The 16,120-nt window shown below is 62.3% G+C and carries 15 protein-coding genes; 11 read left to right on the forward strand and 4 right to left on the reverse strand.

The annotated features are described in order from the left end of the window. Nucleotides 1–200: 200 nt before the first annotated feature. Nucleotides 201–1,316 carry an AI-2E family transporter gene (locus AC57B1_RS14575; RefSeq protein WP_496417845.1) on the reverse strand — a complete coding sequence of 372 codons (1,116 nt, stop codon included), beginning with the start codon at nt 1,314–1,316 and terminating at the stop codon, nt 201–203. Between the two features lie 269 nt (nt 1,317–1,585). Between AC57B1_RS14575 and AC57B1_RS14580 the strand changes: the two genes are divergently transcribed. The 4 genes from AC57B1_RS14580 to AC57B1_RS14595 all read left to right on the forward strand — a co-directional run bounded on the left by AC57B1_RS14580 (nt 1,586) and on the right by AC57B1_RS14595 (nt 5,524). Continuing rightward, nucleotides 1,586–2,800 (forward strand): DUF2863 family protein, encoded by a 1,215-nt coding sequence (locus AC57B1_RS14580; protein WP_091795714.1) that lies wholly within the window; start codon nt 1,586–1,588, stop codon nt 2,798–2,800. Between the two features lie 233 nt (nt 2,801–3,033). Further along, nucleotides 3,034–3,912: a response regulator transcription factor gene (locus AC57B1_RS14585; protein ID WP_496417846.1), complete on the forward strand. Its 879-nt coding sequence runs from the start codon at nt 3,034–3,036 to the stop codon at nt 3,910–3,912. A 112-nt stretch (nt 3,913–4,024) separates the two neighbouring features. Next, complete coding sequence (locus tag AC57B1_RS14590) at nt 4,025–4,699, forward strand: energy-coupling factor ABC transporter permease (RefSeq protein WP_091795721.1); 675 nt, start codon at nt 4,025–4,027, stop codon at nt 4,697–4,699. Between the two features lie 168 nt (nt 4,700–4,867). Continuing rightward, nucleotides 4,868–5,524, forward strand: coding sequence for a BspC domain-containing protein (locus AC57B1_RS14595; protein WP_408355109.1), 657 nt, complete (start codon nt 4,868–4,870; stop codon nt 5,522–5,524). Between the two features lie 125 nt (nt 5,525–5,649). Here AC57B1_RS14595 and AC57B1_RS14600 read toward each other — a convergent pair whose 3' ends face one another. Both AC57B1_RS14600 and yaaA read right to left on the reverse strand, forming a co-directional pair. Beyond that, nucleotides 5,650–6,804: a M14 family metallopeptidase gene (locus tag AC57B1_RS14600; protein WP_496417847.1), complete on the reverse strand. Its 1,155-nt coding sequence runs from the start codon at nt 6,802–6,804 to the stop codon at nt 5,650–5,652. A 36-nt stretch (nt 6,805–6,840) separates the two neighbouring features. Continuing rightward, nucleotides 6,841–7,623, reverse strand: coding sequence for a peroxide stress protein YaaA (yaaA, locus tag AC57B1_RS14605; protein WP_408355115.1), 783 nt, complete (start codon nt 7,621–7,623; stop codon nt 6,841–6,843). A 57-nt stretch (nt 7,624–7,680) separates the two neighbouring features. On the opposite strand from yaaA, the gene AC57B1_RS14610 reads away from it, so the two are divergent. Together AC57B1_RS14610 and AC57B1_RS14615 are read left to right on the forward strand one after the other, a co-directional pair. Then, on the forward strand, nt 7,681–8,178 hold the full coding sequence (locus AC57B1_RS14610; RefSeq protein WP_408183532.1) for a putative toxin-antitoxin system toxin component, PIN family: 498 nt from the start codon (nt 7,681–7,683) through the stop codon (nt 8,176–8,178). A 142-nt stretch (nt 8,179–8,320) separates the two neighbouring features. After that, on the forward strand, nt 8,321–9,493 hold the full coding sequence (locus AC57B1_RS14615) for a pyridoxal phosphate-dependent aminotransferase (RefSeq protein WP_091795737.1): 1,173 nt from the start codon (nt 8,321–8,323) through the stop codon (nt 9,491–9,493). Between the two features lie 106 nt (nt 9,494–9,599). Here the strand turns inward: AC57B1_RS14615 and AC57B1_RS14620 are convergent, their stop codons facing one another. Beyond that, complete coding sequence (locus AC57B1_RS14620) at nt 9,600–10,247, reverse strand: glutathione S-transferase family protein (protein WP_408355122.1); 648 nt, start codon at nt 10,245–10,247, stop codon at nt 9,600–9,602. Nucleotides 10,248–10,385: 138 nt separating this feature from the next. Here AC57B1_RS14620 and AC57B1_RS14625 point away from each other — a divergent pair, with 138 nt between their 5' ends. From AC57B1_RS14625 to AC57B1_RS14645, 5 genes are all read left to right on the forward strand, one after another. Continuing rightward, nucleotides 10,386–11,951: a 3-hydroxyacyl-CoA dehydrogenase gene (locus AC57B1_RS14625; protein ID WP_496417848.1), complete on the forward strand. Its 1,566-nt coding sequence runs from the start codon at nt 10,386–10,388 to the stop codon at nt 11,949–11,951. After that, a complete protein-coding gene (locus tag AC57B1_RS14630) occupies nt 11,948–12,736 on the forward strand; it encodes an oxepin-CoA hydrolase, alternative type (RefSeq protein WP_408183524.1) in 789 nt (262 codons plus the stop codon). Before AC57B1_RS14625 ends, AC57B1_RS14630 begins: the two co-directional genes overlap by 4 nt. Nucleotides 12,737–12,757: 21 nt before the next feature. Beyond that, nucleotides 12,758–13,474: a histidine phosphatase family protein gene (locus AC57B1_RS14635; protein WP_496417849.1), complete on the forward strand. Its 717-nt coding sequence runs from the start codon at nt 12,758–12,760 to the stop codon at nt 13,472–13,474. Between the two features lie 20 nt (nt 13,475–13,494). After that, nucleotides 13,495–14,601 carry a phosphotransferase gene (locus AC57B1_RS14640; RefSeq protein ID WP_496417850.1) on the forward strand — a complete coding sequence of 369 codons (1,107 nt, stop codon included), beginning with the start codon at nt 13,495–13,497 and terminating at the stop codon, nt 14,599–14,601. A gap of 139 nt (nt 14,602–14,740) precedes the next feature. Then, a complete protein-coding gene (locus AC57B1_RS14645) occupies nt 14,741–16,000 on the forward strand; it encodes an acyl-CoA dehydrogenase family protein (protein ID WP_496417851.1) in 1,260 nt (419 codons plus the stop codon). Nucleotides 16,001–16,120: the final 120 nt, after the last annotated feature.

Here is a 16,120-nt window from a genome sequence, read left to right on the forward strand (position 1 = left end):
GCATCAGCAGCAGAGAAACGAGATTATGAAGAACTTTCGCTACGTCGTCAACAGGTTTTTCTAACTTTCTCAACCCGCCCACTCCGCTGAAAGCCTTGCCACTACTGGCTCTCCCGCCCCCGCGCTCCGTTCTCCGAAGCACGAAAGAGCGAGATTCTAGCGAGCCGGTCAGCGCCTTGCAAGCGTTATCTGGAATTTATTCAAGGCGCCTTTTTCATGCGGCTCGGCTCATCGACGACAGGCACTTTCATATCGGGCGCCAAAGCGCGCGCAGCCGGCGCGCCAATGGTCCAATCGTGGAGCACGGTGTACGCGACCGCCAGCAAAGTCGGGCCGATGAAAACGCCGAGGAAGCCAAAAGCGAATGCACCGCCCAGGATGCCCAGCATCACCAGAATCAAAGGCATATCGCTATTCTTCCCGATCAGGATCGGCTTGATGACGTTGTCGGACATGCCGACGACCAGCACCCCCCACACCACCAGAAAGATCGCCCAGCCAGTCGCGCCGCCGTGGTACAGCCAGATCGCCGCTGGCAACCAGACAACCACCGGCCCACCCGGTATCACCGACAGAAAGAACGTCGCCAACCCGAGTAGCGCCGGCGCAGGCACACCGGCGATCCAACATCCGAATCCCGCCAGAATCCCCTGCACGAGGGCCGTGCCGAGAATCCCATAGACCACGCCCTTCACTGTGCTGCCAGCAAGTGCCAGCAGATAGTCGGCGCGCTCGCCGGCAATACGCCGCATGCCGGCGTTCAGCCAGGCCGCTGCGCCCTCTCCCCCCGTGTAAAAGAAAAAGGCGAGCACGATGCTCAACGCCAACAGACCGAGGCCATGCGTAACCGCAATTGCAGCGGCAAGAATCCACTTGCCCGCGGGTGCAGCGAGCGTACGCAATTGCGCGATCAGTTCGGAATTATTGCTTGTGACGCGCTCCCAGAATGCCTCAACGCTGGAACCCACCAGCGGAATCCGGGCAACCCACGGCGGCAAATCCGGCAAGCCTGCTTCAAAGAGCCGCTGAACCAGCGCGACGATATCGTGTACGTGCGCCCCGAAAGCAAAGCCTGCATAGACGAACGGTCCAAGCACCACAATCAGAATGATCAACACGATCAACGTGGCGGCCCACTTGCGCCGCCCGCCGACGGCCGCGGTCAGCCTCCGGTACAAGCCCCAGGAGCTATAGCTGAGAATGGCGCCCCATAGCAGCGCGGTCGTGAAAGGCGCCAGCACCAGCAGCGATCCGCCCACCAGGATAATCAGCGCGAACACCGCGGCAAGCCGTTCGATCAGTTGGTCCGATTTCATGATGAATCTCCTGTTGCGCCAATCCCCGGCGACGAATGGGCATACTTTTGTCAGGCGTTCGCTGAAAGCGCTCAGTATAGAAGCGAGTCACGCGCCCGGGGGCGTCTTATATCATCGGGCCAAGCCGCTGCGCAACGGTCTCGAAGCCGCGCTCAACAGGCTGATTTTTCGCGCGGAAACGTCCCAATTCATCCGGCATTGCCGACCAAATAATATGGCGGCATAGAAAAGACTAGAATATAAGGTTGTACACCCCAATTTCCGGATTTATGCGCTCGCGAATCGCCAAACGTCTCCCACCCGATGCCGACAAGCTGGTCGGTCTTTCGCTCGCGCTTTTCGCGTCGGGCAGCCGCACCGAGGACCGCTTCTGGGAAGCGAAACTCGACGCGCTGCTCGCCAAGATCGTTCGCAACGCCAACCAGACTACGCTGGACGCCGCGCTCGATCATCTGCAGCAAAATCATCCCGACGCCTACGGCGCGCTCGCCGACATGGCGGAAACTCACAGCGAGTCGTTCATCATCGAACACGAAGGCGTGCCTCATGAGGCGCTGCTGATCGCCGCGCCCGTGCTCGCCTGGACCCGCTACATGATTCCGTCCGGCCCGCTCAAGGCCGACGCCGCCGACGCCCTGCGCGCGCACCTCCAGGCACATGTGCTCGCAGCGAATACGCGGGTCGCCATGGCGCCTTTCCTGTACAGCATCGATCAGCTGCCGCGTCATCATGTCGAAACCTGGCGCATTGCCCAGCAGCTCGCTCAGGCGGCCATGACCGGTGGCAACGTCAAGCTGAATTTCGGCGAGTTGCCAGAAACCTCACCGATTCTGGCCGACCCGCGCTTCCTCCTCGCGGTGGTCGCGGCGCCGGTGGGCGAGCCGACGTTCCGCTGGCAGGAAGAGGAGCACGGCAGCCGGATCGAGCGCGGGCAATGCCTCGAACAATGGGCTACGCAAGGCGGCGCCAATCTGTCGCTGGTGTTGCCCGGCTGCGAATTCGAGTGCCTGTTGCCGGACGCCTATTACTCTGCCTGCCGCGACGCCGACGAAAGCGTGCGCCCTCACACCGTGCGCACCGCCGTGCGCTATCTGTTCGACACGATCGGTGCTGCGCCTCAGGAATTGCGCGCGGTCGTCGCGGGATTCGGCGAACGCCGGATCGACGAATACCGCGTCGGCTTCACGCGCAGGGGCAGCAATGACGTGATCTATGGCGTCGTGTGGCCGCTGTACGGCCGTGAGAACGGCGAACCGGGCATCGACGAAGAGCCGCAGGAAACCGCCGCGTCGGACGACCCACTCGAGGAAATCGTCGCGCTGCTCAAGGAGACCGGTGTGACCGAGGTGCGCCGGCACGCCGGCCGCTTCGAGCCGGAATATTGCGACGATTGCGGCGTGCCGCTCTATGCCGACCCGCTCGGCGAAATCGTCCACGCCGAAATGCCGGAGGACGCGGAGCCCGCGCAGCCGCACTTCCATTGAACATGGTCGCAGGCGCATTTCGCGCGCCGCATACGACATGACAAAGCCCCGCCGAGCGCGGGGCTTTTTTGTGCCTCTACGTTCTTACGTCATTCCTCTTATGCCTTTTGGACAGGCCGTCAAATTGAAGGGAATTTGTCATCATAGGAACGGCGACGCATCGCAACGCATCCGGCTCTCACTTGCCGCGCGTCTGCATCGCGCCACTTCGCCCGATTCATCTGGAGACATGCATGCGATTCTCGATACTCAACTCAGCCGCGGAACGACGTGATGGACTCAAAGCACTTCTGCGGCAAATTGACCGCCTGGCGCGTTTCAACGAAGCCCAGGATTGGCGTCAGGTCGAACGCACGCTCAAACGTCAGCGACCCGACCTGCTCGTAATCGATTGGCAGGACTGGATGTCGATCGCCGATACGCGCCATCTGCTCAGTCACTACCCCGATCTGCGCATTGCAGTGCTGACGGACCAGATCTCGCCGGTCGCCGTGCGGGAACTCATGGACGAGGGTGTGCTTGGCGTCGTGCCGCGCGACACCGATCCTTGTCTGATCGTGCGCGCATTTGAAATGGTGCTGCTGGGCGGTCACTACGTGCCGCCCGGCGCGCTGGCGCTCGATCCTCCGCTGCCGCCGGATACCGCCATCCGGCCGTTCGACGAGAAGAGCCCACCGCCGCGCCGCGCCAAACTGGCCAACGGACTATCACCCCGCCAGCAGCAAATCATGCGCTGTGTTCACATGGGCAGCACCAACAAGATGATCGCGCGCACCCTGGGCATTAGCGAAGGCACCGTCAAGATCCATCTGACCAGCATATTCCAGCAACTCGGGGCGCCGAATCGCGCTGCTGCAGTCGCGCTTTACAACGGCTGGCTATCGAACCATCTGCAAGTGCTGCGCAATGATGCCGACGGCCCGATTCGCCCGATCATGGGGCAAGCCGGCGTGGTGCCTTTGCGTCGCCGCACGCGACGGCGCTTCCACTATCCGTTGCCTGCTAACGACACGGCCGCCCTGCTGCCGATGGCAGCCGAACCGGGCGCGCAGTACGGCGACGCGCCGCCCGCCGGACCGGCAGTGGACCCACTTGCACGAGGCCCTGCGTGAGCGTCGCCGGGGCACGCGTCAGCACTCGGGCGGCTACTTTCTAACAGCGTTTGCGCCTGCTGGCATGGAATCCGCTCACACCTTTTCTCGTCCAACGAGTAATATGAGACACATGGGTTTCCTCTACACACCGCTTCCGTTTTGGGTCGCTGTCGGTGGCTGGATCGTCACTGCGATAGTGGTCGCGCTCGCGCTGTGGAAAAATCCTTTCAAACGACTTCAAGACGGCACCCTGCAGCATGTCTGGCTTGCGATCATCGTCGCAGTGTCGGTGCTGTGGGCCACCAACGCATGGCTCGACGACGGCACCGTCATGCATCTGCTCGGCGCCACGCTAGTCGTCACCTTGTTCGACTGGGCGCTGGCGCTGATCGCCATGGCGGTCGTCACCGGTCTGGCCGCTGTCGTCTTCGATGCTCCCTGGCAGGGTATCGCGCTAACCTTCCTCGTCTACGGTGCATTGCCAGTCGGCATTTCTACTCTGGTCCAACGCATTAGCATTGCGTGGTTGCCGCGCAATCTCTTCATGTTCATCTTCGGCCAAGGGTTTGTGTCGCCGGCCATCGCCGTGTCGCTTACGGCGGCCGCGGCTCTCGGCGTGCATATCGCGCTCGCCGACGGCTCGATGACCGTGATCCCCGCTGGCTACGCGTTAAGCGTGCTTCTACTTGCCACAGGGGAGGCCTGGTTCACCGGCATGTCGACGGCATTGATCGCGGTCTATCGTCCTGCGTGGGTCACCACTTATGACGTACGCAGATATCGATTGGGCGGACCACGCACCTGACACTCGCACGACCATTGAACGTGAAGCTGCGGCAATGGGAGCCTCTGCTGCATTGAGCCGCTCGTGCCCGCGCACCACGACAGGACAAAATATTTGTGCCAGGATTGAACTCCACCCTCTCGCGGGGCATCTTACGTGCCTCATGTCTCATTAGCGTCTAACAACTAGATGGATCGCACCAACGTACCGCGCCGATTGCTGCGGTTGGTCGGCCGGTTGGCAACATGTGCGGCGAGTCTCTCGCTCATCTGTTCCACTTCCGCGCTCGCCGACCAACTCGAACAGCACAACGATCTCGTCAATAGATTTGTCAATGAAATGCATGCAGACCCGCTCGTTGCGGACTGCGCTGCTCATGGCAACTTTGTCGCCAGCACGTCAACCGCCTTCGACCATGTCGAATTTCCACCTAGCTCGTTCGATAGCGCGCATGCGTCGGTCACGCCGTGGAACGATTCGTTCGACGAGGGCAAGCAGCGCGTCAAGGTAGACAACATCGTCACCGTCGAAGGGCTCGGCGTGCGCCAAAGCGGCGAAGGCGACCCCGCCGATCTGAAGTTCCGCTGCGGCTATGTCGGTGCGCAGATGCTGGCGTTCAGCTGGAACGATCCGGTGCCACCGGCCCGTGCGCGCGCCTCGGAACCCTCGGGATCGCGAGCGGCGTCGGGCAAGCATAAGAGCGCCAAAGGCAAGCACTCGGCGAGCGGCAAAACCACGAAGAAAGCGACCACGAAGTCTTCCAAACCGAACTCGGGCAAGTCGTCGAGAACGAACTCGAACAAAGCAACCGCGAAGAAGACACCGGCGAAGAAGAAAACTCAGTAGCGGTTCGAGCTTGCGGCATCGGTCCGCCGGCCGCGAGTTACCGGCCGAGAGTCAAGCAGCCGCCCCAATGAAAACGAGGCACACACCGTGAAGTGCGTGCCTCGTTTTTCTATGCCGAGTTCGCTTTAAGCAAAGGTCTCCACGTGCCGCAGGATCGCCTGAAGCATCGCGGCACCGAGCGACGCGCTACGCTCGCCGTTCCAGCCCACCCGTTCGTCAGGCAGATTCGCGTTGTCCTTGAACGGCATCTCCAGCGTGAGCGACAGGCAGCCAAATTCGTTGCCGATGTACTTCGACGCCAGTTTCAGCGCGTCCTCACGATATTTGCTCGCCGCGTAGCCGTGCTTGTCCTGGAAATCAGGGCTCGCGTGCTTGAACGCTTCGATGAACGCGTGCTGCTCTTCCCGCTGCCGCTCGGTGAAGCCTGGCAGCATTTCGGAGCCGGCCACGAACACGTAGGGCAGCGCCTCGTCACCGTGGATATCGAAGAACAGGTCGCAGCCGGTCGCGTGAATCGCGTCGCGCACCACCAGCACCTCAGGGCTGCGCGCGGCATCCGGCTCCATCCACTCGCGATTCAGATTCGCACCGGCCGCATTGGTGCGCAGATTGCCGTGCACGCTGCCGTCCGGATTCATATTCGGCACGATGTAGAAGACCGCGTGATCGTAGAGCTTGCGCGCCACCGGGTCACCCGCCCAATCGCCCCAACCCGCGAGCCGCTTCACGAGACCCTCGATAAACCACTCGGCCATCGTCTCGCCAGGATGCTGGCGCGCGATCAGCCAGATTTTCTTCCTGGGTATGTCGCCGGTTTGCGGCGTGCCAAGCGTGAGCAGCGAAATGGGCCGACCTTCGACGCTCTTGCCCAACTCCGTGAGCGTCGCCTGCGGCATCTGCTGCACCGCGCCCAGAAACTCCGCGTGACGCTCCTCGCTATACGGCTCGAAATACGCGTAGTAAATGCGGTCGAAGTCCGGCGTATGGTCGATCGTCAGCACGCGGCCGTCGTACGACGTGGGTACGCGGAACCAGTTCACCCGGTCATAGCTCGCCACCGCCTGATAATCGCGCCAGCCTTCGGCAAAAGCGCAGGCGGCCGCATTCTCGAAGGTCATCACGCAGCGCTCGCCCGCCGCGCCGGACAAGCGGAAGTAGAACCACTGCGCGAACTCGGCATGGCTGTCCGGACGCACGCGCAAACGGATATTGCCCGCTTCTTCGCAGGACAGCACTTCAATCGCGCCTGCGTCGAAGTTGCTCGTAATGGATAACGTCATGATGGTTTTTCCCTGCTTGTACGCGCGGCGAAACGCTTATTCAGCGACGCGGCGGCGGAATACGTAAGTGGAATCGTTCGACGCTTCGGCGTCGAACGCATAGCCTTCGGCGTCGAATTCCTTCAACTGCTCGGGCTTGTCGAGACGGTTCTCCACGGCATAGCGCGCCATCAGGCCACGCGCCCGTTTTGCATGGAAGCTGATGATCTTGTAGCGACCGCCCTTCCAGTCCTCGAAAACGGGCGTAATGACCGGCGCTTCGAGCAGCTTAGGCTTGACGGACTTGAAGTATTCGCCCGACGCGCAATTGACCAGCACGCGGGACGCTACGGCATTCTTCTTGAGCTGTGCATTCAAGGCCTGTGTGATCCGCTCGCCCCAGAATGCGTACAGATCCTTGCCGCGCGGGTTAGCGAAACGCGTACCCATTTCCAGCCGGTAAGGTTGCAGCAAATCGAGCGGACGCAGCAAACCGTACAGGCCGGACAACACGCGCACATGATTCTGCGCGTAGTCGAGATCCGCCGCCGACAACGTTTTCGCGTTGAAACCCTCGTACACGTCGCCATTGAACGCGAGCACCGCCTGCTTGGCGTTGTGCGTGCCGAATTTGGGCGACCATTCTGCGTAGCGCTGGAAATTGAGGTGCGCGAGCTGATCCGAAATATCCATCAAGGAGGCGATCTGCTGCGGCGACAAGCGGCGCAATCCGCCGATCAATTCGGCCGCGTCGTCGACAAAATCGGGGATCGTGTGCTTTTTGACGTGAGGCGGGGTTTCGTAGTCGAGCGATTTCGCCGGCGACAGAACGATTATCATAGAGGCTTGCAGGCACGCCGTGCCTGGCGGTCAAAGACGAAAGCCAGATTGTATCGAATGCCCGGTTCCCATGTCTCACGCGGCGCTTTGCGCGTCGTCCTCGATTCCAATGTGTGGATCGACATTCTCGTGTTCGACGACCCGCACACGCGGCCGATCGCGGCCGCGCTCGAAAGTGGTGCGCTGACCGCGCTGATCGACGCGCGCTGCCTCGCCGAACTCACCTACGTGCTTGACTACCCGCAGTTCGTGCATCGGAACGTGGACAAGGCCGCCGCGCTCGCGGTCGTCGCACGGCTCGCGCAACGGGTCGATCCCGTTGCGCAAACGGAAGATACGAGACCCTTGCCCAAATGCAAAGACCGCGACGACCAGAAGTTTCTCGAACTCGCGCACGCCGCGCAGGCTGACTGGCTGGTCTCGAAAGATCGCGCGGTGTTGAAGCTGGCCAAACGGATTGCACGCGACTTCGGCTTTCAGATCGCCCAGCCGGCGCCCTTCGTCGCCGCCATTGGCGCGTCCCTGAGCGTCACTGGCGAGACCGCAACCGCATGACCCGCCAGGCGCACAGCCCTGGCCAGTCGGCTAACGTGCACTTCGCGGCACGCACACCGCGCCGCGATTCCCTACAATCAGGCTTCGTCCGTTTCACACGACGCCTTTGTCTAACCCACTTGCTCACGCTCCGGACAGCGCCATGAATGCACCGCACGACACGCCCACGAGTCCCACGTTTCCGTCTCGCCTGCCGAATGTCGGCACGACGATCTTCACCGTGATGAGCGCGCTCGCCGCAGAAAAAGGCGCGGTAAATTTGGGGCAGGGCTTTCCCGATTTCAACTGCGATCCGCGCATTGTCGACGCGGTCGCGAACGCCATGCGCGACGGCCACAACCAGTACCCGCCCATGGCGGGCGCCGCGCCGCTGCGCCAGGCCATTTCGGACAAGATCGCGAACCTGTACGGGCGCCGCTACGACGCCACGACCGAAATCACCGTGACCGCGGGCGCGACACAGGCATTGCTCACCGCGATTCTCTGCACCGTCCACCCGGGCGACGAAGTGATCGTGGTCGAGCCGACCTACGACAGCTATCTACCGTCCATCGAACTGGCCGGCGGCAAGCCGGTATTCGTCACGCTCGAGGCGCCCGACTACGCCATTCCGTTCGACAAGCTCGCTGCCGCGATCACGCCGAAAACGCGGCTCCTGCTGATCAATACACCGCACAATCCGACCGGCACGGTCTGGCGCGAGCAGGACATGCGCAAGCTCGAAGAGATCGTGCGCGGCACCAACGTGCTGATTCTTTCCGACGAAGTGTATGAACACATGGTCTATGACGGCGCGCCGCACGAAAGCGTGGCCCGCTATCCGGAACTGGCGCAACGCAGTTTCGTGGTGTCGAGCTTCGGCAAGACCTACCATGTGACGGGCTGGAAAGTCGGCTATGTCGCCGCGCCCGCCGCGCTCACCGCCGAGTTCCGCAAGGTGCACCAGTTCAACGTGTTCACGGTCAATACGCCGATGCAGATCGGCCTTGCCGACTACATGAAAGATCCTGCACCGTATCTCGACCTGCCGGCGTTCTATCAGAAGAAGCGCGACTTCTTCCGCGCCGGCCTCGCGAATTCGCGCTTCAAGCTATTGCCTTGCACGGGCACTTACTTTCAGTGCGTCGACTATTCGGCGATCAGCGATCTGCCCGAAGCAGAATTCGCGCAATGGCTGACCGGCGAAATCGGCGTGGCGGCCATTCCGGTCTCGGCGTTCTATCACGAGGCGCATGAGTCCGGCGTGGTGCGCTTCTGCTTTGCCAAGCAGGAAAGCACGCTCGCCACAGCGCTCGAGCGGCTGGCGCGGCTCTGACATGTCCTGCGCGACGCCGCGAACGAACCTCCGTTCCCTGCTATCGCGCGCAATGGTCCCGGCGTGCGCGCCTCGCGCGTGTTCGCTTAAGGCCGGGCAGCGCCCGTCAAACCGGGCGCGAAGCCGCGATGTACGCCTTGCGATCTTCGGTCACGCGTTGCGCGGCCGGCCGGGCGTTGATCACTTTCACGTAGCTCTTCCAGTCCACGCCGGCGTCCAGCAAAAAATCGCGACCGTAGATGGTCTGCGTCGCCATGCCCACCAGCGGCAAGCTCACATACCCCGCCGTATCCGCAACACTGAAGCGCTCGCCGCTCAGGTACGGCCCGAACTTCGCGATCCGCCTGAAGCCGGCAATGTGATGCTGGAGAAGTTTCTCGACACGCCCTTTAGTCGCCTCGGTCACCGTGCCGCCGAAGAACGCTTCCTTGTAGAGATTGCGCGCGGTCAGTTCGAGATGCACGTCGACGAACATGATCAGCTCGCGCTCCTTTGCCGCTTCCCAAGGGTCAGCGGAGAAGATCGCCTTGTCGGGAAAGCGCGCGGCAAGATACTCGACGATGCATTGCGATTCGCACAGATCGCCCTCTTCGGTCTGCAGATAAGGCACCTTGCCGAGCGGCGAATGCTCCAGCATGGTCTCATCCTGACTCGGCAACACCGACACCTCCTCGAACGGAATACCGTGTTCGAGCAGCACGAACTTCACTTTGTTGTAATAGTTAGAGAGCGCGAAACCGCACAGCTTGATCATCGGGTGTCTCCTTCCTTCGGGTTGTATGCGACCGCTCGTGCTCATCGAAATCAAAGTCAAAGCAGCGGTCGTCCATCAATCATCCAGTAAATTGCACGATCGTGCTATTCTAAAATAACCATGGAGTCGAGCATCACAATGACCTCTCGCAATTTCAGCACCGAGACTATCGGCATTGTCGGAACCGGAGCAATGGGCCGCGGCATCGCGCAGATTGCCGCACTGGCCGGTTTCACCGTGCGTCTGTACGACACCAATCCTGCTGCAATCGGCGCCGCGCGCGACTATCTCGCCGAGACTTTCGCCAGGTTGACCGCGAAAGGCAAGCTCGACCAGGCCCGCTCTCTTGCAGCGCTCGCGAATGTCACCGGGGCGCAGGCCATTGGCGATCTAGCCGGTTGCGATCTGGTCGTCGAGGCGATCGTCGAAAAACTCGACGTGAAGCAGGCGCTGTTTCGCGAACTCGAGACCGTGGTGAGCGGCCATTGCGTGCTGGCGTCCAATACGTCTTCGCTGTCCATCACGGCGATTGCCGCCGGCTGTAGCGATCCGTCGCGCGTGGTCGGTTATCACTTCTTCAATCCGGTACCGTTGATGAAGGTCGTCGAAGTGATCGACGGTCTGCGCAGCGACCCCGCCGCAGGCGACGCGCTGATGGAACTCGCGCGCCGTATGGGACACACGCCGGTGCGCGCGAAAGATATGCCCGGCTTCATCGTGAATCACGCGGGCCGTGGCATGAATACCGAGGGCTTGCGCATAGCGGGTGAAGGCGTGGCCAGCTTCGCCGACATCGACCGTATCATGCGCGAGCAGGCGGGCTTTCGCCTCGGGCCATTCGAGTTGCTCGACCTGACGGCGCTGGACGTCTCGCATCCGGTGATGGAGTCGATCTACCACCAGTTCTATGAAGAACCGCGCTTCACGCCGTCGCCCATCACCGGCACACGGCTCGCGGGTGGGTTGATCGGCCGCAAAACGGGTGAAGGCTTTTACCGCTACGAAGACGGCAAGCAGCAAGTGCCTGCCGAAGCGCCCGCGCCGACCGGTCTGCCGGCTGGCGTGTGGGTCAGCAAACGTTATCCGCAGGCGCATGACGCCGTCGTGCAACTCATCGAGAAAGCCGGCGTGAAACTCGACGACGGCGCGACGCCCGAAGCAAACTCGTTGATCGTCGTCACGCCGTTCGGTCACGACGCGACCACAGCCGCAGTCGACGAAGCGCTCGACGCGAGCCGTGTCGTCGCCGTCGACGCGCTCTTTCCGCTCGTCGGCGCACAACGCCGCACGCTGATGACAACGCCCGCCACGACTCGCACCGCGCGGGATACGGCGCATGCGCTCTTCGCCGCTGACGGCGTGCCCGTCACCGTGATCCGCGACTCGACCGGCTTCGTTGCGCAACGCGTGGTGGCGACTATCGTCAATATCGGTTGCGACATCGCGCAAAAACAGATCGCCACGCCTGACGATATCGATCTCGCCGTGACGCTCGGCCTCGGCTACCCACGCGGCCCGCTGGCGCTCGGCGACGCGCTCGGTTCGACCACCATTCTCGCGATCCTGCGCAATATGTTCAGTGTGCTCGGCGACCCGCGCTATCGTCCTTCACCCTGGCTCGCGCGGCGAGCCCAGCTTGGCCTTTCGCTGACCCAACGCGACGCAGCCGATACCGACACGCACACCACGGAGACACAACAATGAGCGCCGAACTGCTGACCTCGCGCCCGACCGAAAGCGAATCGACACTGGTTCTCACGCTGTCGAACCCCGGCGCGCGCAACGCGCTGCACCCGGACATGTACGCCGCAGGGATCGAAGCGCTCGACTCGGTGGAGCGCGATCCGTCGATCCGCGCCGTCGTGATCACTGGCGCCGACAACTTCTTCTGTGCGGGCGGCAATCTGAACCGCCTGCTGGAAAACCGCGCGAAAGATCCGTCCGTGCAAGCTCAGAGCATCGACCTGCTCGGCGAATGGATCTCGGCGCTGCGCCTTTCGTCGAAGCCGGTGATCGCCGCCGTGGACGGGGCCGCCGCCGGCGCGGGATTCTCGCTCGCGCTCGCGTGCGACCTGATCGTTGCCGCGGACACGGCCAAATTCGTCATGTCGTATGCACGCGTCGGCCTGACGCCCGACGGCGGCGGTTCGTGGTTCCTCGCACAAGCGCTGCCGCGTCAGCTGGCCACCGAGGTACTGATCGAAGGCAAACCGATCGGCGCCACGCGTTTGCATGAACTCGGTGTCGTCAACAAACTGGCCAGGACCGGCGCCGTGCGCGACGCTGCGGTTGCATGGGCCGACGAACTCGGCAAGATTTCGCCCAATTCAGTCGCGCGCATCAAGGGGCTGATCGGCGCGGCCGGCGCGCAACCGCTCCCTGATCATCTGGTGGCGGAGCGCGACAACTTTGTCGCGTCGCTGCATCATCGGGACAGTCTTGAAGGGATTTCCGCGTTCCTCGAAAAACGCGCTCCGGTGTATAAGTGAACGTGAGTGAACGACAGGACCATGTCTGACTATCAACTGCCCAAACGCCGCCGCATCTTTTTGATGCGTCACGGCGACGTCACCTATTTCGACGACTCCGGCCGCGCGATCGATCCCGAGACCGTGCCCTTGAACGAGAACGGCCGCGAGCAGGCCAGCGCGGCGGGCCGCGAGTTCGCCGCGCAGCAGATCACTTTCGACCGGGTGATCGTCAGCGGCTTGCCGCGCACGATCGAAACCGCACAGCGCGTCCTTGCCGAAACCGCCCAGCAGATCGAACTGGAAATCGAGCCCGCCTGGGAAGAGATTCGCGGCGGCAAGCTCGGCAATATTCCGCTGCACGATATGGAGGCCGCGTTTCTCGGCGTGTTCGACGGCATCGTGCCGGAAAGCACGCGCTTTCTCGACGGCGAGACCATTGGCGAGTTATTCGATCGCGTACTACCCGCGCTCGCTGCGTTGCGCGAGGATACATCGTGGGACACCGTGCTGCTCGTCCTGCACGGCGGCGTGAATCGCGCCATCCTGTCGCATGCGATCACGGCCGGTGGGCGCACGTTCTTCGGGCATCTGGCGCAAGCCACCGGCTGCATCAACGCGCTCGACGTAGGCGCCGCGCCACGCGACTGGGTGCTGCGCACGATCAACTTTTCACCGCCCTCGCCGCTTCATCGCGGTGTCCGCAATACCACGATGGAAATGCTCTACGCGCAATTCATTCAATACAAGCGTAGCTGAACCCGAACTGGAGGAGACAGATGGTGCAAGCCACACAGACCGGCGAACCCGAACACCAGCCGGATTATTCGGACTTCGAGGGCACGCGCCCGGTCAGCGAGCGGCAACGCTTCGACAGCGACGCGCTCGCCGCGTGGCTGACCCGGCATGTCGACGGATTTTCCGGACCGCTCACGCTGGAGCAATTCGCCGGCGGGCAGTCCAATCCGACCTTCAAGCTGCTCACGCCGTCACGCTCGTATGTGATGCGCGCCAAACCCGGGCCGGCGGCGAAACTGCTGCCGTCCGCGCACGCCGTCGAACGTGAATATCGCGTCATGCACGCGCTCGCCGATACCGATGTGCCGGTCGCGAAAATGCTCGCCTTGTGCGAAGACGAAAGCGTGATCGGCCGCGCGTTCTATGTGATGGAGTTCGTTCAAGGCCGCGTGCTGTGGGACCAGTCGTTGCCCGGTATGACGCCAGCCGAACGCGCCGCCATTTACGACGAAATGAACCGCGTGATCTCGGCGCTGCACAGCGTCGACGTCGCGGCGCTGGGTCTCGCCGATTATGGCAAGCCGGGCAATTATTTCGCGCGTCAGATCGGTCGCTGGAGCAAACAGTACATCGCCTCCGAGACCGAACCGATCGACGCCATGCAGCGCCTGATCGAATGGCTGCCGCAACATATGCCGGCCGAAACGGGCGAGCGCGCTTCGATCGTGCATGGCGACTACCGGCTCGACAATCTGATCTTTCATCCTTCAGAACCGCGCGTGCTCGCCGTGCTCGACTGGGAGTTGTCGACGCTCGGCGATCCGCTCGCCGACTTCGCCTATCACTGCATGGCGTGGCATGTCGACCCGGCGCAGTTCCGGGGAATCGCGGGCCTCGATTGGGCCACCTTGGGCATTCCCGACGAAAGCCAGTACGTCGCGCGCTATTGCCAGCGCACCGGCTTCGAGATTCACGGCGACTGGAATTTCTACCTGGCGTACAACATGTTTCGCATCGCCGCGATCCTGCAAGGGATCATGAAACGCGTCGTCGACGGCACCGCGGCCAGCGCTCAGGCGCTCGACGCCGGCCGCCGTGCGAAGCCGATGGCCGAACTCGCCTGGCGCTACGCGCAGAAAGTGCGCTGACCGAAGTCGTGCGCTGGGTCTTGCGCTGGGTCGTACGCTCGGTGGCACGCCAGAACGCATTGAGTCGTGCGACCGAGTCACGCATCTGGTTGCGCTCCGAACAAACGTCGTCCGTTACCCGTTATCCGCGAGGTCTTACATGAATTTCGATTACACCCCGAAGGTTCAGGCATTGCGCGAGAAACTGCTCGCATTCTTCGACGAGCATATCTATCCGAACGAGCAGGCGTTCTACGCTGAGATTGCGCGCAATCGCCAGAACGGCAACGCGTGGCTACCCACCGAACTGATCGAACAACTCAAGCAGAAGGCGCGCGACGCCGGCTTGTGGAATCTGTTTCTGCCTGAATCCGTGCGCGGCGCCGGCTTGACGAACCTCGAATACGCGCCGCTATGCGAAATCATGGGCCGTGTGCCTTGGGCGCCCGAAGTGTTCAACTGCAACGCGCCCGACACCGGCAACATGGAAACGATCGAGCGCTACGGCAGCGACGACAACAAGCGCGAATGGCTCGAACCGCTGCTGCAAGGCCAGATCCGCTCGGCGTTTCTGATGACCGAACCTGAAGTGGCGTCGTCGGATGCGACCAACATCCAGACCAGCATCGTGCGAGACGGCGACTACTACGTGATCAACGGCCACAAATGGTGGTCGTCGGGCGCGGGTGATCCGCGCTGCAAGATCTATATCGTGATGGGCAAGACTGATCCTGATGCGCCGCGCCATCAGCAGCAGTCGATGATTCTGGTTCCAGCCGACGCCACCGGCATCACCGTGCACCGACCGCTCACCGTGTTCGGCTACGACGACGCGCCGCACGGTCACATGGAAATCACGCTCGAGAATGTGCGCGTACCCGCCACCAACATGTTGCTCGGTGAAGGCCGTGGCTTCGAGATCGCGCAAGGCCGACTCGGACCGGGACGCATTCATCACTGCATGCGTCTGATCGGTCTCGCTGAACGCGCCCTTGAATTAATGTCGAAACGCTCGCTGCAACGTGTCGCGTTCGGCAAGCCGGTTGCCGCGCAAGGCGTCACGCAGGAGCGTATTGCGGAAGCCCGCTGCATGATCGAACAGGCGCGTCTGCTCACGCTGAAAACGGCCTACATGATGGACACAGTCGGCAACAAGGGCGCACGCGGCGAGATCGCGATGATCAAGGTCGTCGCGCCGAACATGGCGTGTCAGGTGATCGACTGGGCGATTCAGGCGCACGGTGGCGGTGGTGTTTGCGACGACTTCCCGCTCGCGTATGCCTATGCGTCTGCGCGAACACTGCGTTTCGCCGACGGTCCCGACGAAGTTCATCGCAACGCGATCGCCAAACTCGAACTCGCACGTTATATGGATGCGGGCGCGGCAGCGCGTGTGGAGACGCCGATTACGCGGGGTTGAGGTCGGTCAGGCATTCGACGCGGCGCACTACGCGAAACCTTGATTGCGCCGCGGAGCCTGAATATGCATTAGCAAAAAGCGCGAGCCGGCATCACTGCCGCTCGCGCTTTTTAACAAGCA

It is taken from the genome of Paraburkholderia sp. BGA-UO-ETr-F21, from assembly GCF_059567925.1.